This window comes from Escherichia sp. E2586 (assembly GCF_005781105.1).
Classification (GTDB): Bacteria; Pseudomonadota; Gammaproteobacteria; order Enterobacterales; family Enterobacteriaceae; genus Escherichia.
In genome coordinates, this window is sequence record NZ_VATN01000002.1 from 229,648 (window position 1) to 252,569 (window position 22,922).

A 22,922-nucleotide genomic window follows, 5' to 3' on the forward strand; every position below is an offset into this window, starting at 1 on the left:
AATCTGTTACTTTCATCATATGATTCCCACGTTAAAATAGGGTGTTCCCTGAAAAGTTGCAGATACCACAAAGGCAAAAGATGACTGAAATACAACGCCTGCTGACCGAAACAATTGATGCACTAAATGCACACGAAAAACGCGATAATAAACCTCGCTTTAGTATCAGTTTTATCCGTAAACATCCGGGGCTGTTTATCGGTATGTATGTCGCTTTTTTTGCCACTCTGGCGGTGATGTTACAGTCTGAAACGCTGGTTGGTTCAGTCTGGCTCCTGGTGGTATTGTTCATCCTGCTTAACGGTTTCTTCTTTTTTGACGTTTATCCGCGTTACCATTACGAAGATATCGACGTTCTTGATTTCCGGGTTTGCTACAACGGCGAATGGTACAATACACGCTTTGTTCCAACTGCATTGGTCGACGCTATTCTGAACTCGCCGCGTGTCGCGAACATCCACAAAGAACAGTTGCAGAAAATGATCGCTCGTAAAGGTGAGTTGTCCTTTTACGATATTTTCACTCTCGCCCGCACCGAAGCGACACCATAAGTTGTATCGCCCTCACCAGGCGTAAACATCCGCGCCTGGTGAATTGACAACAATCGTTGCCACAACTCATTTAACGAAACTCCCCCGCATCACTTATCTTTTGCATGCCCTTATTCGCTATCGGATATACTTTCCCTACACTGCGTAAATAAGGACATGCTGGTGAGAACACGACATCTGGTCAGCCTAATTTCAGGAGTACTGATCCTTTCCGTACTTCTACCAGTGGGCTTAAGCATCTGGCTGGCTCATCAACAGGTAGAAACGTCATTTGTTGAGGAGCTACATACTTATTCATCCCGCGTCGCTATTCGCGCCAACAAAGTGGCGTCGCAAGGGAAAGATGCCCTACAAAAACTGGAAAAATGGCAAGGCGCAGCCTGTAGCAAGGCTCATCTAATGGAAATGCGCCGGGTATCTTATAGTTATCGTTATATTCAGGAAGTGGTCTATGTCGATAACAACGTGCCTCAGTGCTCTTCTCTGGAACATGAAAGTCCGCCAGATACCTTCCCCGAGCCAGGTAAAATATCGAACGATGGTTATCGGGTATGGTTAACCTCGCACAACGATTTAGGTATTACCCGCTACATGGTTGCAATGGGAACTGCACATTACATAGTGATGATTGACCCAGCCTCATTTATAGATGTGATTCCTTATAGCTCGTGGCAAATTGATGCCGCGATTATTGGCAATGTGCATAACATTATCATTACCAGCAGTGACGAAATAGCCCAGGGAATTATTACCCAGCTGCAAAAAACACCGGGTGAACACATCGAAAAGAATGGAATCATTTACGATATCCTGCCTCTCCCCGAGATGAATATTTCCATAATCACCTGGGCTTCGACAAAAACGTTACAAAAAGGTTGGCATCGGCAGGTCTTTATCTGGTTGCCTGTCGGATTGTTAATTGGCCTACTGGCGGCAATGTTCGTCCTGCGGATTTTACGCCGTATCCAGTCACCGCATCATCGCCTGCAAGATGCTATCGAAAACCGCGATATTTGCGTGCACTATCAGCCTATTATCTCCTTATCGAATGGAAAGATTGTCGGAGCCGAAGCGCTGGCGCGCTGGCCGCAGACAGACGGTAGCTGGTTGTCACCGGATAGTTTTATCCCGCTGGCGCAACAAACGGGCCTGTCAGAATCTCTGACTCTGCTTATTATCAAAACGGTCTTTGAAGATATGGGCGACTGGCTGCGTCAGCATCCACAGCAACATATTTCGATCAATCTTGAATCCACTGTGCTCACCTCGGAAAAAATCCCGCAATTGCTGCGTGAAATGATCAATCACTACCAGGTCAATCCCAAACAGATCGCTCTTGAACTCACTGAACGCGAGTTTGCTGATCCAAAAATCAGCGCCCCGGTAATCTCCCGATATCGACAGGTTGGTCATGAAATTTATCTTGATGATTTTGGTACCGGTTATTCGAGCTTAAGTTATTTGCAGGATCTGGATGTCGATATTCTGAAGATCGATAAATCCTTCGTTGATGCACTGGAATATAAAAATGTCACACCGCATATCATCGAAATGGCAAAAACGCTGAAACTTAAAATGGTGGCGGAAGGGATCGAAACCAGCAAACAGGAAGAGTGGCTACGCCAGCATGGCGTGCATTACGGCCAGGGATGGTTGTACAGCAAAGCATTACCGAAAGAGGAGTTTATACGCTGGGCAGAACGCCATCTGTGAATTTTGGGGCTGGCGGCACGCCGCACAGCCCGTCACGCTACTCGTCAATGATTGACTCGAACCCACCGTAGATCATTCGTTTACCATCAAACGGCATGGACTCGCCGAACTCTTTCATCCGTGGGTCCGACATCATCTTCTGATTGGCAGCGTCGCGGACCTCTTTTGAAGGGTATTCAATCCAGCTAAAAACCACTTCCTCATTCTCTTCCGCTTTGACCGCCATACGAAAATCGGTCACTTTGCCATTCGGTACATCGCTGGCCCAGCATTCAACAATGCGCAGGGCGCCAAACTCTTTAAACAGCGGCGCGGCCTTTGCGGCCATTTCACGATAGGCATCCTTTTTGTCGGCAGGAACAGCAACCACAAAACCATCAACATACTTCATCAGACATACCTCCGAAGCGTACCGTGCAGCCAGAAAATTCTTGCGGCATCAGTCGTGGTTAAAGTTTAGCCACATTGAGATTTTTTGACGAAACGGTGGGAGGCAGAAATGGGTGGGGGCCCTGCCAGCTACATCCCGGCACACGCGTCATCTGCCTTGGCTGCTTCCTTCCGGACCTGACCTGGTAAACAGAGTAGCGTTGCGGGAGAACCAACAGAGCCCCCATTGAGAGCGTTGAGAACCAACGCGCAGGCGCATTATCACTGCTGCCCCGGCTAATTGCAACCCATTGCGTGCCGGATGCTGGTTTCTTGCGCAATGCGACTTCACTCGGACGTTTTTCCAGATTATGCTGAAAAATTACCTCAGGAAGAAAAGATGGAAAAAGAAGATTCATTTCCCCAGCGCGTGTGGCAAATCGTAGCCGCTATTCCCGAAGGGTATGTCACTACTTACGGCGATGTCGCGAAACTGGCAGGATCGCCCCGTGCCGCGCGCCAGGTGGGCGGTGTGTTAAAGCGCCTGCCTGAAGGCAGCACTTTGCCCTGGCATCGGGTGGTTAACCGCCACGGCACAATCTCATTAACCGGACCAGATTTACAGCGTCAGCGCCAGGCATTACTGGCAGAAGGCGTGATGGTATCGGGAAACGGACAAATCGACTTACAGCGTTATCGCTGGAACTACTAACCCTCTCCGGGCGGAGAGGGTTAACTTCGCTTAATATTGCGTAGGAGCTGGAACTGCCGAAGACGGATTCACCTGAGTTGGTGAAGTCGAAGGTATGGTAGTTGTTGCGCCACCACTGGCCTGGACAGGCACGGCGGTTTGCTGAACCGGCACCAATGTCAGGTCGGCTTTGGTTCCCCCCTGATTGACAACCGGCTGGACGGTATCGGTAATAAATACCAGTTTGTCATTCACGGTAATCGCCGCACTCAACAGAATACGCGCGTTCGGCTGAACATCTGCCGGGTTAAATGGCAGAACAAAGCTGAATGGCGACTGTTTACCTTCGGTACGCACCGCTTTTTGCGCCAGTACTTTAGACGGCGCATCGGCTAACGACGCGTCAGAAAGTGTCACGGTCAGCACAGCATCGGGAGGCAGTGCGACTTTCTGACGGATCCAGACCGTACCGGAGACATTAGGTTGCTGTATAGCAGGTTGTTGTGTCGCCGCAATAGAGGTATTTGCAGCAGGTGCTGGCGTCTGGATATCCGCGCTTTTATCAGCGCAAGCCGCCAACGCAATCGCAACCGCTAAACCACTGGCCATGTGCACGAGTTTCATTCACTTCTCCTTATTATCAATGCACCAGCGGGCTAACTTTCCTCGCCGGAATAGTGGTTAACAAAATCGTAACGTCAATAAGTGTGGCACAAATCACGTATTTACGCCTGCATTTAGCCCGTAATTCAGACCATTGCACCCATCGGACCAGTGACAAAATTGCGTTATACTCAACTCACTTTGGCTTGCTGCGGCAGCTTTGTTACTGGAGAGTTAATATGAGTCAGGCCTTAAAAAATTTACTGACATTGTTGAATCTGGAAAAAATTGAGGAAGGACTCTTTCGCGGCCAGAGTGAAGATTTAGGTTTACGCCAGGTGTTTGGCGGCCAGGTCGTGGGTCAGGCCCTGTATGCCGCAAAGGAGACAGTACCCGAAGAGCGTCTGGTGCATTCATTCCACAGCTACTTTCTTCGCCCTGGTGATAGCAAGAAGCCGATTATTTATGATGTCGAAACACTGCGTGACGGCAACAGTTTCAGTGCTCGCCGTGTGGCAGCGATTCAGAACGGCAAACCCATTTTTTATATGACAGCGTCTTTCCAGGCGCCAGAAGTTGGATTCGAACACCAAAAAGAGATGCCTCCGGCCCCAGCGCCCGATGGTTTGCCTTCGGAAACACAGATCGCCCAGTCGCTGGCGCACCTGCTGCCGCCAGTGCTGAAAGATAAATTCATCTGCGATCGTCCGCTGGAAGTGCGTCCGGTGGAATTTCATAACCCACTGAAAGGTCACGTCGCCGCGCCACATCGTCAGGTGTGGATCCGCGCAAATGGTAGCGTGCCGGATGATCTGCGCGTTCATCAGTATCTGCTGGGGTACGCTTCTGATCTTAACTTCCTGCCGGTAGCTCTACAGCCGCACGGCATCGGTTTTCTCGAACCGGGGATTCAGATAGCCACCATTGACCATTCGATGTGGTTCCATCGACCATTTAATTTAAACGAATGGCTGCTGTATAGCGTGGAGAGCACGTCAGCGTCCAGCGCCCGAGGATTTGTGCGCGGTGAGTTTTATACCCAGGACGGCGTACTGGTTGCCTCGACCGTTCAGGAAGGGGTAATGCGTAATCACAATTAAAAAAACAGCCGGAGGTGAAAACCGTCCGGCTGCCAGATAGTTGGTAACATGCTTTTGTTGATGCCGGATGCGGCGTAAACGCCTTATCCGGCCCACCAATTATTGTAAATTCAACAAATTGTGATTTTTAATGTAGGCCTGATAAGCGCAGCGCATCAGGCTAAATTGCATTTGATTGCTTGTTACGCGTTATAGGCATTCTCGCCGTGGCTGTTGACATCCAGCCCTTCTCGCTCCTGTTCTTCCGGTACACGCAGGCCAACCGTCAGATCCGCCAGTTTGTAGCCGATAAATGCCACCACACCAGACCAGACGATCGTAATGGCGATGCTTTCCAGCTGTACCAGCAACTGATGCCCCATCGTCACACCTTCAGCGAAGCCCACGCCGCCCAGCGAGCTGGCGGCAAAAATCCCGGTCATGGTACAGCCAACAATGCCACAAACGCCGTGCACACCGAAGACATCGCAAGGATCATCGACCCGCAACAGGCGTTTGAGCATGGTAACGCCCCACAAGCCCGCCAGACCAGCTACCACGCCGATAATCAACGCACCGCCAACCCCAATGTAGCCACAGGCTGGCGTCACGCCGACCAGACCGGCAATCGCGCCAGAACACGCCCCCAGCAGTGAAGGCTTACCACGCAGCGCCCATTCACCGAAGATCCAGCCAAGAATTGCCGCCGCCGTTGCCACCACAGTATTCACAAATGCCAGTGCCGCGATTTCATTCGCCGTACCCGCTGACCCGGCGTTAAAACCAAACCAACCGATATAGAGAATGGCAGTCCCGGTGAAGACCATTGGCAGGTTGTGCGGTTTAAACGCCTCTTTGCCAAAGCCCACGCGTTTACCTATCAGATACGCGCCCACCAGACCGGCGATTGCGGCGTTAATGTGCACCACCGTGCCACCCGCGAAATCCAGCGCACCATGAGAAGCCAGCAAGCCGCCGCCCCACACCATATGTGCAATTGGAATGTAGGAGAGCGTCAGCCACACCACCACGAAAATCAGCACTGCTGAGAAGCGGATCCGTTCCGCCAGCGCCCCGACTATCAAGCCTACGGTAATGCAGGCAAACGATCCCTGAAACGCCACGTGGATATACTGATAAATGCTGCCCATCACCGCCGTCAGTTCGATGTTTTTCAGCATCAACCAGTTAATGTTGCCGAAGAAATTGTTGCCCTCACCAAACGCCAGCGAGTAACCGTAAACCACCCAGAGAATACAGACCAGTGCAAACGTCACGGTCACCTGCGTTAGCATCGACAGCACGTTTTTGCCGCGAATCAACCCGCCGTAAAACAGGGCAATCCCCGGAACAGTCATAAACAGTACCAGCGCAGTACAAATCATCATAAACGCATTGTCGGCTTTATCGGCTACCGCAGGTGCAGCCATTACCAGTCCCGGCAGCATCGCCAGTGAAGCAAGCCCAGTTTTTATCGTCGCTATCTTCATGTTTCGTTCCTGTTGCTGTGTGCCAGAGATTACAGCGCCGCTTCGTCGGCTTCGCCGGTGCGAATACGAATGACGCGTTGCAATTCAGCGACGAAGATTTTGCCATCGCCAATTTTTCCGGTGTAAGCCGCCTTACTGACGATATCGATCACTTCATCGAGTTGATCATCAGCAATCGCCACATCAATTTTTACTTTTGGCAGGAAGTTGACGCTGTATTCCGCGCCCCTGTACAGCTCAGCATGGCCCTTCTGACGCCCGAAACCTTTCACTTCGGTGACGGTCAGGCCCTGAATACCAATGGAAGATAACGCTTCACGAACGTCTTCCAGCTTGAATGGTTTGATTATCACGGTCACCAGCTTCATAGATCCTCTCCGGTCAGAATTCGGTAATGGTTCTGCTACACGAAGAAGGGATTGCAAGCGGTGTGCCAGAAATGAAAAACGAGAAAGAGAGCAGGAAGTTAAGAAGATTGAAAATAAAAACGCACTATGACAGTGCACAGTGCGTTACATTTTTGCACCACCGATGAAATTTTGCGCTAATCAGGCGCTCAGGGATTCATCTTCACGCACGCTGGCTGCCAGCTCTTCGCCCGCAAGTTGCAGTTGATACATCTGCCAGTAGCGCCCCTGGGCGGCCAGCAGTTGCTGGTGAGTGCCCTGTTCCACAGCCTGACCACGATGAAGCACCAGAATGGTATCAGCATCAACAATGGTCGATAAGCGGTGAGCAATCACCACAAGCGTAGTGTGTTCACGCACCGCCGCCAGAGCGTGCTGAATCGCCTGTTCAGTACCGGAGTCAATGCTGGCGGTTGCCTCATCAAGGATCAGGATTTGCGGCGTCTCCACCAGCACGCGTGCCAGTGCCAGCAGTTGCTTTTGCCCGACTGAGAGATTATTCCCCTGCTCGCCCAGCGGCGTATAAATACCATCACTCATGCTGCGCGCGAGTTCCGCCAGTTGTACCGTTTCCAGCGCCTGCCAGACGCGCTCTTCGGAGATATCACGTCCCAGCGTCACGTTGGCGAGGAAGGTATCCGCCAGCACTACCGGATCTTGCTGCACCATCGCCACGCCCTGACGCAGCGCGCTATGACTGAGCGAACTTAACGGACGTCCATCAAGCCGAATCACACCTTCTGTTAGTGGGTAATAGCCCATCAGCAAACTTGCCAGGGTACTTTTGCCGCTACCGGTATGCCCCACCAACGCCACAAAGCTGCGCGAAGGAACGGCAAGATTAATATTTTTCAGCACCAGATTATCATCGCGATAAGCAAACGACACGTTTTCGACTTCAATGGTGCCGCTCTGTAACGGGCGATCATCATTGCCATATTGCTGGCGCGGTCCGTCCATCAGTTCAAACACACGCTCGCCAGCAACAACAGCCTGTTGCAGCATCGCCTGCTGCGTGGTCAGTTCGATTAAGGGTTCGTTAAGTCGCCCCAAATAGCTGATAAACGCATATAGCACACCCACTTCAATGGTGCCGCTGGCGGAGAAGCCAAACAGCATCAACAAGCCACAAAGAATGAGCGATGAAAACAGACTCAGCAGGGGACGCAGTAAAAAGCCGTCCAGCCGTAGCGTTTGCATTCGCGCCATATAGTGTGAACGGCTGGCTTCGCCCATACGTTCGCCAAATCGCGCCTGCTGGCGGAACTGCTGGATGACGCTCATGCCGTTAATAACTTCGTTAAAGCCGTCGTTGATATCAGCCAGATAGGCGCGTACTCGGCGGACAATCGGCGTACTGTAACGCTGGTATATCACCATCACCACCAACACAACAGGGAATATCATTATCGCTACCAGCGCCATTCGCCAGTCGAGACTGAACATCGCTACCAGCATCGCCCCTACCAGGGCGGCACTACGCAAAACAGTCGCGACCACGGTAACGTAGAGATCGCGGATAACTTCAGTATCATTGGTAACGCGGGAAATCACCTGCCCGACCGGCTGAGTATCAAACTCACTCAACGGTTGGCGCAGTGCAGCATCCATCACATCGGTACGTAACTGTTGTACAACGCCTACTGCCGCCCGGTTAAACAACAGCGACTGCGCGTAATGTAGCCCGGCGGCAAACAGTTGCAGTACGACATATGCCGCCGCCAGCCCGACAACCATTTTCAGCGGCAGATTATTTTTCGCCACCATATTGTCGATAAAGTAACTGACGAGCAGCGGGCAGCTCACTTCTGCCGCCGCTGCCACCCACATCATCAACACTGCGATACCCAGCGGTTTACGCCATGGTGAACCGTAAGCTAACAGGCGCTTCAGAGTCGGCCAGAGTTGGTTAAAACTACGCATCAACAGCTTCCTCATGATTTTCCGGAGCATCGTTGAGCGCCGCTTCCAGTTGTTGATAGCGATACATATCGCGATACCAGCCGCTTTGTTGCGCCAGCACATCATGATCGCCGCGCTGGGCAATATGCCCATGCTGCATCACAATAATTTCACTCGCTTCGGTCAGGGCAGAAAGGCGATGGGCGCTGATAATCACCGTTCTCCCCTGCCCCCACTGGCGCAGGTTATGGAGAATCTGGTATTCCGTACGACCATCTACCGCCGATAGAGCATCGTCAAGAATGAGGATTTCCGCATTCACCAGCAATGCCCTGGCAATGGAGATTCGCTGTTTTTGCCCACCGGAAAGCATCACGCCGCGTTCGCCCACTTCTGTGTCGTAACCTTGCGGCAGACGCAAAATATCGTCATGCACGCTGGCTAACCGCGCTACGTGTTCAATCTCTTGCTGGGTGGCATTTGGGCAACCCAGCGCGATGTTATTAGCAACCGTGTCAGAAAAAAGGAACGGTGTCTGGCTAACTACCGCCAGGCGGCTACGCCAGCTGTCGAGTTGCAACTGCGTCAAAGGAATATCATGAAAACGGATATCACCCTCGGTGACATCAAAATGACGTTGAATTAATGACAGCACAGTACTTTTGCCGGAGCCGGTCGGCCCGCAAATTCCCAGCATCTGACCCGGTTTCAGCGCAAAACTGACATTCTCGAGCGCAGGGTGATGAGTTTGAGGATACGTAAACTGACGAATATTCACATCCAGTTCACCACGACCTTCTGGCACCTTATCTTTACCATCAATAACGACTGGCGCTTCGGCCAGCATGGTACGAATTCGGCTATACGCCGCGCTGCCGCGCTCCACAATGTTAAACATCCACGCCAGCGCCAGCATCGGCCAAATCATCAAACCAAGGTACATCATAAAACTGGTGAGCTGGCCCAACGTTAAGCTGCCCTGCACGACCATCCAACTACCACCGCCAATCGCCAGTAAATTCGCCATGCCAATCGCGATATAAATGGTCGGGTCGAAACGAGCATCAATGCGCGCTACTCGCATGTTTTTCTTACCGGTATCTTCGGCATCTGCGGCGAACAGCGCAGACTGGCGATCCTCCAGACCAAAGGATTTAATCATGCGAATACTGGTCAGACTCTCCTGGGTACGATCGTTAAGGCTGGAAAAGGCGGCTTGTGCCAGCTTAAAGCGTTCATGCAAGGCATCGCCGTTGCGTTTAATCATGATTGCCATCACTGGCATCGGCAACAGCGCTATTAAAGTTAACTGCCAGCTAATCTGCGTTGACATCATTATCAGCACTGCGCAACCCATCACCAGCGAATCCACCAGCGTTAGCACCCCTTCACCGGCGGCAAATACCACACGATCGACGTCATTTGTCGCACGGGCCATAAGGTCGCCCGTACGATGACGCAGATAAAACTCTGGATGCTGGCGGCTTAGCTGGCGGTAATAGTCTTCACGCAGTTCAACAGCCAGTTGATAAGACGCGCCGAACAGCAGTACGCGCCAGACGTAACGCAGGAGATAAACCACCACTGCAATCAACACCATGGTGGCGATCCACATCAGGATCTGCCCGGTAGTAAAGTGTTTTTCTGTCACGCCATCGACAACAATACCAACGACTTTTGGCGGGATCAGTTGCAGAATCGCAATAATGACAAGCAAGGCAACAGCCCCGAGATAGCGGCGCCATTCCCGGCGGAAATACCAGCTTAGTTGAGCAAATAATCGCACGCGTTATGTCCTGACCTGATCCTGGATAATTATTCGATAGGTAACGAGGTAGTGTACTTAATCTGTTCCATCGCGAAGCTGGAAGTGACGTCCGAAAGCCCCGGCACACTGTTAACCAGACGCTTATAAAACTCATCGTAGCGCTTCATATCAGCAACCTGGACCCGCATCAGATAATCGTATTCACCGGCCATGCGCCAGAAACCGAGAACTTCCGGCATTTCCGTGACGACCGTAACAAAGCGACAATACCATTCACTGCTGTGATGTTGCGTTTTAATCAGCACAAAAGCAGTCAGACCCAGGCCAATTTTTTCCGGATCCAGCAACGCGACTTTGCCGATAAGAATACCGTCATCTTCCAACCGTTTCAGACGCTTCCAGCAAGGCGTGGTTGTCAGATTAACGGCTTCTGCCAGTGCCTGCAAAGAAAGGGTGCAATCCTGCTGTAATAAGGCCAGCAGCTTACGGTCAATTTTATCTAACATAGCCAATCCACAGAGAATTATTTTCTCTTTTGATTCTATTTTAAAGGCCAAATAGCGACAATTTATTCCGTGCGATTTCACAGAGAATGCACAAAATGACAAATTCGGGGCAAAAAAAACCGGGCAGTTGCCCGGTGCTGGAAGGGATCTCGTTATTCGGGGGAATAAGGTAGATGTGGATTATCCAGCCAGTGCGTCAAAAAGTGAGAGACAGCCTGATTACGGCAGTGTCCAATCACCGGTAAATGAGGGAGTTCCGCACGCAATTGCGGCATCGCATTACCCATAATGAAGCCCTTACCGACGCTGCCTAACATTTCGCGATCATTCATCGCGTCACCAAAGGCCATACAGTCACGCAGCGAAAAACCTAAATGTTGGGTCAGCACCGTCAACGCAGCGCCTTTATTGCAGCCCATCGGCAGCACTTCCAGGCAATCAGTCGCGGAAAAACACAAATGTGCATGCTCACCTAAAGCTTCGTGTAGTTGGATCTGCAAGCGTGCAAGATCGTCGTGATCGCCACAGAAACAGATCTTGGTGACTCGATCGAGTGGCATTTTTTTGACATCGATTATCTGATAACGAAAACCGCTATAGACAAATGCCTGCAACAGCGCAGGGATCTCTTTCCCGGTAAACCAACCATCGTCATTGAAGATATGCATGCTGGCTCGGGTATCCCATTGCTGATACAACACCAGCTCCGCCACATCCGCAGGTAAATCATCACGATGTAAAAGTTCGCCTTCCAGAGAGTGCACACGCGTGCCGTTGCCGGTAATTAAATACGCATCCAGCGATAGCGCCCCGAGAATATGCTGCATCTCCAACACATGACGACCCGTAGCAAATGTAAGGGTAATATCGCGTTCACGCAGGCGCGCCAGAGTAGAGAGCGTTTTCTCACCTAAATGATGGTCAGGCATCAATAAAGTGCCGTCCATATCAAATGCTGCCAGACGAGCCATTTCTTTCTCCACTCTGTGACACGGTTAATGGTGATTGAGTATCACTTGATATATACGGAAGTAATAGTGAATAGATAAAAAATATTGTTCCGGGTTTATATGCGACTGCTTAATCGTCTTAACCAGTATCAACGTTTGTGGCAACCTTCCGCCGGAGCACCACAATCCGTTACCGTCAGCGAACTGGCGGAACGTTGCTTTTGCAGCGAACGCCATGTACGCACATTGTTACGTCAGGCGCAGGATGCGGGATGGCTGGAGTGGCAGGCACAATCCGGGCGCGGAAAACGCGGGCAACTGCGCTTTCTGGTGACGCCGGAATCCTTGCGCAATACGATGATGGAACAGGCGCTGGAAAGTGGAAAACAACAGGATGTGCTGGAACTCGCGCAGCTGGCGCCTGGCGAACTGCGTACCATGTTACAACCGTTTATGGGCGGGCAATGGCAAAACGATACCCCGACATTGCGTATTCCTTATTATCGCCCGCTCGAACCACTGCAACCGGGTTTTTTAGCCGGACGTGCCGAACAGCATCTCGCCGGGCAAATTTTTTCCGGCCTGAGCCGTTTCGACAATAACTCCCAACGCCCAATTGGCGATTTAGCGCATCACTGGGAAACGTCTGCTGACGGGTTACGCTGGGATTTTTATCTTCGCTCAACCCTACACTGGCATAACGGTGATGCAGTAAAAGCAACACAGCTACATCAACGCTTGCTGATGCTGCTACAGTTGCCTGCCCTGAGGCAGTTATTTATTAGCGTGCAGCGTATTGAAGTCACCCACCCGCAGTGTCTGACCTTCTTTTTAAATCGCCCCGATTACTGGCTGGCACACCGACTGGCGAGCTATTGCTGCCATCTGGCGCATCCGCAATTACCACTGGTAGGAACCGGACCTTTCCGCTTAACACAATTCACACCGGAACTGGTGCGACTCGAAAGCCATGATTATTACCATTTACGTCATCCGCTACTAAAAGCGGTTGAGTACTGGATAACCCCGCCGCTTTTTGAAAAAGATTTGGGTACGAGTTGTCGGCATCCCGTCCAAATCACCATCGGCAAACCAGAGGAATTGCCACGGGTCAGTCAGGTCAGTAGCGGCATCAGTTTAGGTTTTTGCTATTTAACGTTGCGCAAAAGCCCCCGACTGACTCTCTGGCAGGCACGAAAAGTGATCACCATTATTCATCAATCCGGTTTACTACAAACGTTAGAAGTCGGAGAAAACCTGATCACCGCCAGTCATGCATTGCTGCCAGGCTGGACTATTCCGCAATGGCAAGTACCGGATGAGGTCAAACTACCGGAAACTTTGACGCTGGTTTATCACCTGCCGGTGGAACTTCATGCCATGGCAGAACAGCTACGAACGACGCTGGCAGCAGAAGGTTGCGAGCTAAAGATTATTTTTCATAACGCGAAAAACTGGGATGGAGCCACGCCACTGGAGCAAGCAGACCTCATGATGGGCGACAGATTAATTGGCGAAGCGCCGGAATATACCCTTGAACAGTGGCTGCGCTGCGATCCGCTGTGGTCACATGTTTTTACTGCCAGTACATACGCACATCTGCAATCGACACTGGATGCCGTGCAAATAATGCCTGATGAAGAAAACCGATTTAATGCCCTGAAAATGGTGTTTAGCCAGTTAATGGCTGACGCAACGCTGACACCACTGTTCAACTATCACTATCGCATTAGTGCGCCGCCAGGCGTGAACGGTGTGCGACTGACACCGCGCGGCTGGTTTGAATTTACCGAGGCCTGGCTACCCGCACCGTCGCAATGAAGAGCTGGCCCGGGTTAACCGCAGGCGTTACCATAACGTTTTATCGATTTAGCAGGATGATTTATGAAACGTGCTGTCGTTGTATTCAGTGGGGGCCAGGACTCTACAACCTGTCTGGTGCAGGCATTGCAACAATATGATGAAGTCCATTGCGTGACGTTTGATTACGGTCAGCGCCATCGCGCAGAGATCGACGTTGCGCGCGATCTGGCGCTGAAACTGGGCGCACGCGCGCATAAGGTGCTGGATGTCACCCTGCTTAACGAGCTGGCAGTCAGCAGTCTGACGCGTGACAGCATTCCAGTGCCAGATTATGAACCTGAAGCCGATGGCATCCCGAATACGTTTGTTCCAGGGCGTAATATTTTGTTCCTGACGCTCGCGGCGATTTACGCATATCAGGTGAAAGCCGAAGCGGTGATCACCGGCGTCTGCGAAACAGATTTCTCCGGCTACCCGGATTGCCGCGATGAGTTTGTGAAAGCACTAAACCATGCCGTCAGTTTGGGCATGGCGAAAGAGATTCGTTTTGAAACGCCGCTGATGTGGATTGATAAAGCAGAAACCTGGGCGCTGGCGGATTATTACGGCAAGCTGGATTTAGTGCGTAACGAAACACTGACCTGCTATAACGGCATTAAAGGCGACGGTTGCGGTCAATGTGCGGCGTGTAATCTGCGCAGTAATGGGTTGAATCATTATCTGTCCGATAAACCAGCGGTGATGGCGGCGATGAAGCAAAAGACCGGGTTGAAGTAATTATTCGGGGTGTTGCCGGATGCGGCATAAGCATCCGGCACAACAAAACGTTTACTTAACCATCTGCTCCAACTTTTCGCGCAGCTCCCCTTCCAGAGCTAAAGCCTTCTGCGTTTTAAGATCAATACAAACAAACGTGATAAGCGCATCCGCCACCACCTGCCCTTCCGGCTCCAGAGTAATAACCTGGCTTAAGATGCCGCTTTTACCGTTTAATTGCTGTAACTGGCTCGTAATGGTTAACAGGTCGCTTAATACCGCCGGGCGGCGATAGTTGATATTGATATTCACCACCACGAAAGCGATGTTATGGGCGGTCATCCATTGAAAACTGTCGCTGTTTTCCAGTCCATCCCAGCGGGCTTCTTCGAGAAACTCAAGGTAGCGGGCGTTGTTTACGTGCTGGTAGACGTCGAGATGATATCCACGAACTTTGATTTGTGTTTGCATAGCGCAATAACCTTACGTTGTTGTTATAAGTACAGAGGCCATAACTGGTATGACCTCTTCAGTCTGGCAAAAAATTGCCACTATGCAAATTAATTACAGGGTTAATACCGCCAGATTACGTTCCACCAGCGAATTGCCCATCCCCGGCACCTGCTTTAGATCCTCCACCGTTTTAAACGGGCCATACTCTTCGCGATAACTGACAATCGCCTGCGCTTTCTTCAGGCCAACGCCATTCATCGCGCGGGCTAGCTCTTCCGCGCTGGCATTATTAATGCTGACTCTGGTGCCTTCTTCATCACTGGCTTTCGCCGGTACTGCCGCTTTGCTTTGTGCTGCAGGTGCTTCCGCTTTGGTTTCGACCGCCGCCGGTTTCGCTGCAGGAGCTGCCGCCAGCGCACAGTGAGACATTCCAGCACAGGCCAGGGACAGGGTAATGAGCAGTGCTTTGATTCCGTGTTTCATACTGTTTTCTCCTTGTTTGTTAACAGTGGAATCACCTTAACGGCAGTCAAAACAGTAAACAAATGGCAATGTTCAGAAATGGAAAAGGCCGCGAAAGCGACCTTTTCTTGTTACAGCTGCAAAGCATTTTTTTGCGAGGCGGCTTCAGGATTATTGCTGTTCCAGCGCATCGCCAATTTTGATTTTCGCCTCTTTGCGCAGGTTACTCATCAGAGCTTCAAAGACGATTTGTGCGTTGTTTTGGGTAATACCCTGCACCATCGCTTTTTTCTGCTCTTCCGGCATTGAACCTTGTTTCACTTCGTCCAGCGCCAGCAGAACGACATTGCCCTGCATATCGGTCGCCATACCGTAGATCGGTTTGTCTTTCGCTGGCAGAGGCAGAGCAAATGCCGCCTGGCTAATCGGGTCACGGCCAGAACGGCTTAAGGTTTTCGGCTCACCAAATTTCACACCGGCAGCTTGCATAGCTTCCGCACCTTTGCCCGCTTTCAGATCAACCAGCAGTTTTTCAGCATCCACTTTCGCTTGCTGTTCAGCTTTGTTGTGCTGAACCATCGCTTTAACCTGTTCCTGAACATCTGCCAGCGGTTTAACCGCTTCCGGTTTATGCTCACTGATACGCAGAACGAATGCACGATCGCCGTCTACGGTGATGATGTCAGAGTTGATGCCCGGTGCGCCATTTTCACCAATCAGACCGCCGTTAAAGATAGCGTCCGCCACCGGTTTGAAGTTTAACTCTTCCGGCAGCTTATCTTTGCTGAACCAGCCAGTCTGAGTAGCTTTAACGCCCGCTGCCTGCTCTGCACCTGCCAGAGATTCAGTGTCGTTGCTTGCTGCATCGCTTATTTTCTGTTGCAACGCGTAGTATGCATCCAGCGCTTTTTCGTGTTTCACTTTCGCTGCGATTTCGTCACGCACTTCGTCTAACGACTTCACTTTTGCTGGCTGAATGTCATCCAGACGGACGATCAGGAAACCTACCGAGGATTTGATCACACCAGAAAGCTGGCCTTTTTCTTTCAGACCGGCATTTTTCAGTTCGTCTGGGGTGGTGGAGTCTTCTAACCAACCCATATCACCGCCGTTACGGGCAGAGATAATATCAGCAGATTTTTCTTTTGCTAACGCGGCAAAATCACCGCCTTTGTTCAGCGCATCAAGTACAGCTTTCGCTTCATCTTCAGTTTTGGTCTGGATGATGCTGTAGCGCGTGCGCTGCGGCTGGGTGAATTGATCCTGATGCTGATCGTAGTAGCTCTGGATATCCGCATCGCTAACCGGTTGCTGCATCGTGGCAGCATCCAGCTTGATGTAGCTCACGCGGAACTGTTCCGGAGTCATGAAATTGTTTTTGTTTTGCTCGTAGTAGCTGGCGATTTCTGGTTCGGTCACAGCTTGTTTAGCCGCCAGCGCATTAACGTCGATAGTCGCTTCACGCACTACACGTTGTTGAGCGACCAGCGCGGCCAGTTCGTCAGTTTCACCTTTCAGCATAAAATCGGTGCCAGCAACGCCATTAATCAGCTGTTGGGTGGTTAGCTGGTTACGCAGCGCCTGCGCGTACTGATCGGCACTCATTCCCATTCGGTTGAGGATATCGTTGTAGCGGCTGTTATCGAACTTGCCGTCAACCTGGAAAGCCGGGGTCGCGAAAATAGCCTGCTTGACCTGCTCATCGCTGATACCCAGTTTCAGTTCGCGAGCGTACTGATCCAGTAGAGCCTCGTCGATAAGACGATTCAGCACCTGTTGACGCAGGGTTTTCATATAGCCTTCGTTCGCCGCCAGCTCGGAGTATTGATCGCCCAGCTGTTGCTGCATGCGATTACGCTCGCTGTTGAAGGCGTTCTCGAACTGCCCACGGCTGATTTCCTGGTCATTCACTTTTGCGGCGTAGTTATTGCCTCCGCCAATCAGGTAACCACTCACGCCGGTCAATATGAACGACACGATAATGATACCGAAAATAATCTTGAGCACGAGACTGTTTGCAGCCGTGCGTAAGCTGTCCATCATGGTGTAACAACACTCCGCTGTAGATGACTGTATACCTCACGCAACTTATCGCTGCGCGCAAAGGCCTATTGTGACAAGAAACGGGGGCAATTGTCAGCCCACAATGCGCAGAAAGTCACGGAATACAAATAAAAAAGGCACATCAGTAGATGCGCCCTTGAACTTCGTCACATCCCCAATGGGGACAACACTTAGTTTACCGCGTCTTTCAGTGCTTTACCTGCACGGAAGCTCGGTACTTTAGCTGCAGCGATGGTGATCTCTTTACCGGTCTGCGGGTTGCGACCAGTACGGGCAGCACGCTCTTTAACGGCAAAAGTACCAAAACCTACCAGTGCTACATCATCCCCTTCTTTCAGGGATTCAGTTACGGAAGCAATAATAGCATCTAACGCACGGCCAGCCGCAGCTTTAGAGATATCAGCCCCTGCAGCAATCTTGTCAATCAATTGAGATTTATTCACTCTTCTCTTCCTCTTTATAATTTATCTCGCACTTGAATCCTTCAAGGTGCGAACGCGCAGCAGTTATATCAGGCCAGCCATCCCCTTACAACACCCCTTAATAAGGGCAAGCCTAATCCGCCCTCTAACTTAACGAGACAAAAAAAGGCTGGCAAGTCCGAATTTACCTGCCAGCCCTTTTTTTATTAGTGCATTTTGCGCGAGGTCACTATTTTGCGGTTACAACCTGCATGCCAGACGGTTCATTTTGCAACGCGAGAGTCAGAACTTCCTCAATACGTTTCACCGGATGAATGTCCAGATCGGCTATCACGTTGTCTGGAATCTCTTCCAGATCGCGTTTATTTTCGTACGGAATTAACACAGTTTTAATTCCACCACGATGCGCCGCCAGCAGTTTTTCTTTCAAACCGCCGATTGGTAACACTTGGCCACGCAAGGTTATCTCGCCCGTCATCGCCACATCGGCGCGAACCGGGTTACCGGTCAGGCAAGAAACCAGCGCAGTGCACATGGCAATACCAGCGCTCGGACCATCTTTCGGCGTCGCACCTTCCGGTACGTGCACGTGGATGTCGCGTTTTTCGTAAAAATCTGGATTGATCCCCAATTTTTCCGCACGCGCACGAACCACCGTTAACGCCGCCTGAATGGACTCTTGCATCACTTCGCCCAGCGAACCGGTATAAGTGAGTTTACCTTTGCCTGGTACACACGCAGTTTCGATGGTCAGCAAGTCGCCGCCGACTTCTGTCCACGCCAGACCCGTTACCTGACCGACGCGGTTTTCGTTATCCGCGCGACCATAGTCGAAACGTTGTACGCCGAGGTAGTCATGCAGGTTATCGCCGTTAATTTCGATATGTTTTAATGACTTATCGAGAAGTAACTGCTTAACCGCTTTACGGCACAGTTTGGAGATTTCACGCTCCAGACCACGCACGCCTGCCTCACGGGTGTAGTAACGAATAATGCCGATAATGGCGCTATCGTCGACGGTCAGCTCACCTTTTTTCAGCGCATTACGTTCAATCTGCTTCGGCAGCAGGTGACGTTTGGCGATGTTCAGTTTTTCATCTTCGGTATAACCGGAGAGGCGAATCACTTCCATACGATCCAGCAGCGGTGCCGGAATGTTCATGGAGTTCGACGTCGCGACAAACATCACGTCACTCAGGTCGTAATCCACTTCCAGGTAATGGTCGCTGAACGCCACGTTCTGCTCTGGATCCAACACTTCAAGCAGTGCGGAGGCCGGATCGCCACGCATGTCAGAAGACATTTTGTCGATCTCATCGAGCAGGAACAGCGGGTTTTTCACGCCCACTTTCGCCATTTTCTGGATCAATTTACCCGGCATAGAACCGATGTAAGTACGGCGGTGACCGCGGATTTCCGCTTCATCACGCACGCCACCCAGTGCCATACGAACATATTTACGTCCTGTGGCTTTGGCGATGGACTGACCCAGGGACGTTTTACCTACCCCCGGCGGCCCTACCAGGCAGAGGATCGGCCCCTTGATTTTGTTTACACGGCTTTGAACCGCGAGGTACTCAAGGATACGATCTTTCACGCGCTCCAGACCATAATGATCGGTATCGAGGATTTCTTGCGCCTGACGCAGGTCTTTTTTGACCTTGCTACGCGCATTCCACGGCACCTGTACCATCCAGTCGATATAACCACGCACCACGGTTGCTTCTGCCGACATCGGAGACATCATTTTCAGCTTCTGCAGTTCTGCTTCCGCTTTTTCTTTTGCCTCTTTCGGCATTTTCGCCGCGTCGATTTTACGCTTCAGGGCTTCGTTTTCGTCCGGCGCGTCGTCCATTTCGCCGAGTTCTTTCTGAATGGCTTTCATCTGCTCGTTCAGATAGTACTCACGCTGGGATTTCTCCATCTGTTTTTTCACGCGGTTACGAATACGTTTCTCAACCTGCAGCAGATCGATTTCCGATTCCATCATCGCCATCAGATATTCCAGACGCTCGTTAACGTCGGACATCTCAAGAACAGACTGTTTGTCAGCCAGTTTCAGCGGCATATGCGCGGCAATGGTATCTGCCAGACGCGCAGGATCGTCGATGCTGTTAAGCGACGTCAGCACTTCTGGTGGGATTTTCTTATTCAGCTTGATGTAGCCTTCGAACTGGCTGATTGCAGTACGCACCAGCACTTCCTGTTCCCGCTCCTCAATGGTCGGCGATTCCAGATACTCCGCCTTCGCAGAAAAGTGTTCGCCATTGTCAGAGAGCGCAGAAATACGCGCGCGCTGTAACCCCTCGACCAGCACTTTGACGGTGCCGTCAGGCAGCTTCAGCATCTGCAATATAGAGGCCACGGTCCCGACGGTGAAAAGATCGTTTACACCCGGCTCATCCGTTGAAGCTTCTTTCTGCGCGACCAGCATAATTTTTTTATCATGGTCCATCGCCGCTTCCAGACAACGGATAGATTTTTCCCGCCCGACAAATAAGGGGATGACCATGTGCGGATAAACCACCACATCGCGCAGCGGCAATACGGGGATTTCAATGCGTTCAGAACGCTCAGGATTCATAGAGCTCTCTCTTAGTTTAATTTCCGCCAGGTAATCAGATGACACGACTGTGCTTCACGCCATCTATTAACATGTACGTCAGTATATGGGGATGTTTCCCCCACATTCAACGTCGAGAATAGAGGAAAAATGAAAGGGGAGATAAAATCCCCCCTTTTTGGTTAACTGACTGTATGCGAATGGTTAATTATTCACCAGATGCCTGTTGCGCTTCCGGCTTACCATAAATCAGCAGCGGTTTGCTCTGGCCATCAATTACCGATTCGTCGATAACCACTTTTTCGACATCTTCCATGGACGGCAGATCGTACATGGTATCGAGCAGTGCGGCTTCTACGATGGAACGCAGGCCACGGGCACCGGTTTTACGCGCCATCGCTTTCTTAGCGATAGCATCCAGCGCCTCGTCACGGAATTCCAGATCCACGCCTTCCAGATTAAACAGCGCCTGATACTGCTTGGTCAGGGCGTTTTTCGGCTCTTTAAGGATCTGAATCAGGGCTTCTTCGCTCAGTTCATTCAGCGTTGCTACAACTGGCAGACGACCGATGAACTCAGGGATCAGACCAAATTTGATCAGATCTTCCGGTTCTACCTGCGCCAGCAGTTCGCCTTCACTTGCTTTGTCGGACTTCGCTTTTACCGTCGCGCCAAAACCAATGCCAGAGCCGGTTTCTACACGATGGGAAATCACTTTATCCAGACCAGCAAACGCACCACCACAGATAAACAGTATCTTAGAGGTATCTACCTGCAAGAACTCCTGCTGCGGATGCTTACGCCCGCCCTGCGGTGGAACGGCAGCAACTGTACCTTCGATCAGTTTCAACAGTGCCTGCTGTACGCCTTCACCGGAAACGTCACGGGTAATAGACGGGTTGTCAGACTTACGTGAAATCTTGTCAATTTCATCGATGTAGACAATACCGCGCTGCGCTTTCTGTACATCGTAGTCGCACTTCTGCAACAGCTTCTGAATGATGTTTTCAACGTCTTCGCCCACATAACCGGCTTCGGTCAGTGTAGTCGCATCGGCCATAGTGAACGGAACATCCAGCAGGCGTGCCAGCGTTTCAGCCAGCAGCGTTTTACCGGAACCGGTCGGACCGATCAGTAGAATGTTACTTTTACCCAACTCGACGCCATTGCTGGTATCGCCATTGCGCAGACGTTTGTAGTGGTTGTATACCGCGACCGCCAGCACTTTTTTCGCCTGTTCCTGACCGATTACGTAATCGTCCAGATGGTTGCGAATTTCATGCGGCGTCGGTAGCGCACTGCGTTCACGATGCGGTGCAACTTCTTTAATCTCTTCGCGAATGATGTCGTTACATAAATCAACACATTCGTCGCAGATATACACGGATGGTCCGGCAATCAGCTTGCGCACTTCATGCTGGCTTTTGCCGCAAAAAGAGCAGTACAACAGTTTGCCTGAGCCATCTTTGCGTTTATCTGTCATGGGTCAAAACCTCTTCTTTGTTCTTTGTGCCGCACACGACGACGCAAATGCCATTCTCAGGCGCAAGTCGCTTATAGCGTTGTGCCGCCCTGGATAAGTATAGCGGCACAGTTGCGCCTCTGGCATCAATTACGATGGGTCAGAATCGAATCGACCAGACCGTATTCCACCGCTTCAGGGGCGGAAAGGAAGCGATCGCGCTCGGTATCTCGTTCAATCTGTTCCAATGATTGACCCGTATGGAGCGCCATAAGTTCATTCATGCGCCCTTTAACTTTCAAAATTTCACGGGCATGAATTTCGATATCGGTCGCCTGGCCCTGATAGCCGCCCAGCGGCTGGTGAATCATCACGCGCGAGTTCGGCAGGCAGAAACGTTTACCTTTTGCCCCTGCGGTCAGCAGGAATGCGCCCATCGAGGCCGCCTGGCCCATACAGATGGTGCTGACATCAGGCTTGATAAACTGCATGGTGTCATAGATAGACATCCCGGCAGTGATCACTCCGCCTGGGGAGTTAATGTACAGATAGATATCTTTTTCTGGGTTTTCCGCTTCCAGGAACAGCATCTGCGCCACAATCAGGTTAGCCATGTGGTCTTCAACCTGGCCAGTCAGAAAAATGACGCGTTCCTTAAGTAGACGAGAATAGATATCAAAAGAGCGCTCACCGCGTGAGGTCTGTTCAATGACCATCGGCACCAGCGCCATATGGGGTGCAAAGTTATCTCGTTCGCCGCTGTATGACATTTCCGTCTCCTGGATAAAATTGAAAAAACCTGCTGTACCGATTGTAACCTTATGGACGGATTATCAGCTAGTCCCTGTGTTATGGGTACGGCATCACCATATTTCAAGCATAACAATCTTTTGTTGTTACGCTAACAC

At 51.1% G+C, this 22,922-nt stretch carries 21 protein-coding genes and 1 other RNA gene; 6 read left to right on the forward strand and 16 right to left on the reverse strand.

Translation table 11 applies throughout. From position 1 onward, the window contains the following. Positions 1-80: 80 nt before the first annotated feature. Both FEK50_RS02315 and FEK50_RS02320 read left to right on the forward strand, forming a co-directional pair. A complete protein-coding gene (locus FEK50_RS02315; protein WP_130206287.1) occupies positions 81-551 on the forward strand; it encodes a YlaC family protein in 471 nt (156 codons plus the stop codon). Positions 552-713: 162 nt separating this feature from the next. Then, positions 714-2,264, forward strand: a complete 1,551-nt coding sequence (locus FEK50_RS02320; protein ID WP_131160986.1) for an EAL domain-containing protein — start codon at positions 714-716, stop codon at positions 2,262-2,264. 37 nt (positions 2,265-2,301) lie between these two features. On the opposite strand, the gene FEK50_RS02325 is transcribed toward FEK50_RS02320, so the two are convergent. Together FEK50_RS02325 and ffs are read right to left on the reverse strand one after the other, a co-directional pair. Next, complete coding sequence (locus FEK50_RS02325; protein WP_064529090.1) at positions 2,302-2,655, reverse strand: DUF1428 domain-containing protein; 354 nt, start codon at positions 2,653-2,655, stop codon at positions 2,302-2,304. Between the two features lie 119 nt (positions 2,656-2,774). Next, positions 2,775-2,871: signal recognition particle sRNA small type (ffs, locus tag FEK50_RS02330), an RNA gene on the reverse strand. 162 nt (positions 2,872-3,033) lie between these two features. On the opposite strand from ffs, the gene FEK50_RS02335 reads away from it, so the two are divergent. After that, entirely contained in the window at positions 3,034-3,345 is a 312-nt protein-coding gene (locus FEK50_RS02335; RefSeq protein WP_130215477.1) for an MGMT family protein, read from the forward strand. Positions 3,346-3,375: 30 nt separating this feature from the next. Here the strand turns inward: FEK50_RS02335 and FEK50_RS02340 are convergent, their stop codons facing one another. Beyond that, positions 3,376-3,948 (reverse strand): YbaY family lipoprotein, encoded by a 573-nt coding sequence (locus FEK50_RS02340; RefSeq protein ID WP_131160985.1) that lies wholly within the window; start codon positions 3,946-3,948, stop codon positions 3,376-3,378. 218 nt (positions 3,949-4,166) lie between these two features. Here FEK50_RS02340 and tesB point away from each other — a divergent pair, with 218 nt between their 5' ends. After that, complete coding sequence (gene tesB / locus FEK50_RS02345; RefSeq protein WP_130223207.1) at positions 4,167-5,027, forward strand: acyl-CoA thioesterase II; 861 nt, start codon at positions 4,167-4,169, stop codon at positions 5,025-5,027. 182 nt (positions 5,028-5,209) lie between these two features. Here tesB and amtB read toward each other — a convergent pair whose 3' ends face one another. The 6 genes from amtB to cof form a co-directional block, all read right to left on the reverse strand. Continuing rightward, entirely contained in the window at positions 5,210-6,496 is a 1,287-nt protein-coding gene (gene amtB / locus FEK50_RS02350) for an ammonium transporter AmtB (protein ID WP_130260297.1), read from the reverse strand. Between the two features lie 29 nt (positions 6,497-6,525). Beyond that, on the reverse strand, positions 6,526-6,864 hold the full coding sequence (gene glnK / locus FEK50_RS02355; protein ID WP_000780338.1) for a P-II family nitrogen regulator: 339 nt from the start codon (positions 6,862-6,864) through the stop codon (positions 6,526-6,528). A 180-nt stretch (positions 6,865-7,044) separates the two neighbouring features. Then, complete coding sequence (locus FEK50_RS02360) at positions 7,045-8,826, reverse strand: SmdB family multidrug efflux ABC transporter permease/ATP-binding protein (RefSeq protein WP_131160984.1); 1,782 nt, start codon at positions 8,824-8,826, stop codon at positions 7,045-7,047. Further along, positions 8,819-10,591 carry a SmdA family multidrug ABC transporter permease/ATP-binding protein gene (locus tag FEK50_RS02365; protein WP_130260299.1) on the reverse strand — a complete coding sequence of 591 codons (1,773 nt, stop codon included), beginning with the start codon at positions 10,589-10,591 and terminating at the stop codon, positions 8,819-8,821. The genes FEK50_RS02360 and FEK50_RS02365 overlap by 8 nt, the downstream gene beginning before the upstream one ends. Before the next feature lie 29 nt (positions 10,592-10,620). Then, a complete protein-coding gene (gene decR, locus FEK50_RS02370) occupies positions 10,621-11,079 on the reverse strand; it encodes a DNA-binding transcriptional regulator DecR (RefSeq protein ID WP_000884589.1) in 459 nt (152 codons plus the stop codon). A gap of 152 nt (positions 11,080-11,231) precedes the next feature. After that, positions 11,232-12,050, reverse strand: a complete 819-nt coding sequence (gene cof / locus FEK50_RS02375) for an HMP-PP phosphatase (RefSeq protein ID WP_131160983.1) — start codon at positions 12,048-12,050, stop codon at positions 11,232-11,234. Positions 12,051-12,149: 99 nt separating this feature from the next. Here cof and FEK50_RS02380 point away from each other — a divergent pair, with 99 nt between their 5' ends. Further along, entirely contained in the window at positions 12,150-13,850 is a 1,701-nt protein-coding gene (locus FEK50_RS02380) for an SgrR family transcriptional regulator (RefSeq protein WP_131160982.1), read from the forward strand. A gap of 63 nt (positions 13,851-13,913) precedes the next feature. Beyond that, positions 13,914-14,609, forward strand: coding sequence for a 7-cyano-7-deazaguanine synthase QueC (queC, locus tag FEK50_RS02385; RefSeq protein WP_130206272.1), 696 nt, complete (start codon positions 13,914-13,916; stop codon positions 14,607-14,609). A gap of 51 nt (positions 14,610-14,660) precedes the next feature. On the opposite strand, the gene fadM is transcribed toward queC, so the two are convergent. The 7 genes from fadM to clpP all read right to left on the reverse strand — a co-directional run bounded on the left by fadM (position 14,661) and on the right by clpP (position 22,784). Further along, positions 14,661-15,059 carry a long-chain acyl-CoA thioesterase FadM gene (gene fadM / locus FEK50_RS02390; protein WP_001194534.1) on the reverse strand — a complete coding sequence of 133 codons (399 nt, stop codon included), beginning with the start codon at positions 15,057-15,059 and terminating at the stop codon, positions 14,661-14,663. Positions 15,060-15,152: 93 nt separating this feature from the next. Further along, a complete protein-coding gene (locus FEK50_RS02395; protein ID WP_130206270.1) occupies positions 15,153-15,524 on the reverse strand; it encodes a helix-hairpin-helix domain-containing protein in 372 nt (123 codons plus the stop codon). A gap of 150 nt (positions 15,525-15,674) precedes the next feature. Continuing rightward, positions 15,675-17,546 (reverse strand): peptidylprolyl isomerase, encoded by a 1,872-nt coding sequence (gene ppiD / locus FEK50_RS02400; protein WP_131160981.1) that lies wholly within the window; start codon positions 17,544-17,546, stop codon positions 15,675-15,677. Between the two features lie 191 nt (positions 17,547-17,737). Beyond that, positions 17,738-18,028, reverse strand: coding sequence for a nucleoid-associated protein HU-beta (gene hupB, locus FEK50_RS02405; RefSeq protein WP_254892905.1), 291 nt, complete (start codon positions 18,026-18,028; stop codon positions 17,738-17,740). Between the two features lie 190 nt (positions 18,029-18,218). After that, positions 18,219-20,573: an endopeptidase La gene (gene lon / locus FEK50_RS02410; protein WP_064527151.1), complete on the reverse strand. Its 2,355-nt coding sequence runs from the start codon at positions 20,571-20,573 to the stop codon at positions 18,219-18,221. A 187-nt stretch (positions 20,574-20,760) separates the two neighbouring features. Continuing rightward, on the reverse strand, positions 20,761-22,035 hold the full coding sequence (clpX, locus tag FEK50_RS02415; RefSeq protein WP_000130305.1) for an ATP-dependent protease ATP-binding subunit ClpX: 1,275 nt from the start codon (positions 22,033-22,035) through the stop codon (positions 20,761-20,763). Positions 22,036-22,160: 125 nt separating this feature from the next. Beyond that, positions 22,161-22,784 (reverse strand): ATP-dependent Clp endopeptidase proteolytic subunit ClpP, encoded by a 624-nt coding sequence (gene clpP / locus FEK50_RS02420; protein ID WP_000122253.1) that lies wholly within the window; start codon positions 22,782-22,784, stop codon positions 22,161-22,163. Positions 22,785-22,922 lie beyond the last annotated feature (138 nt).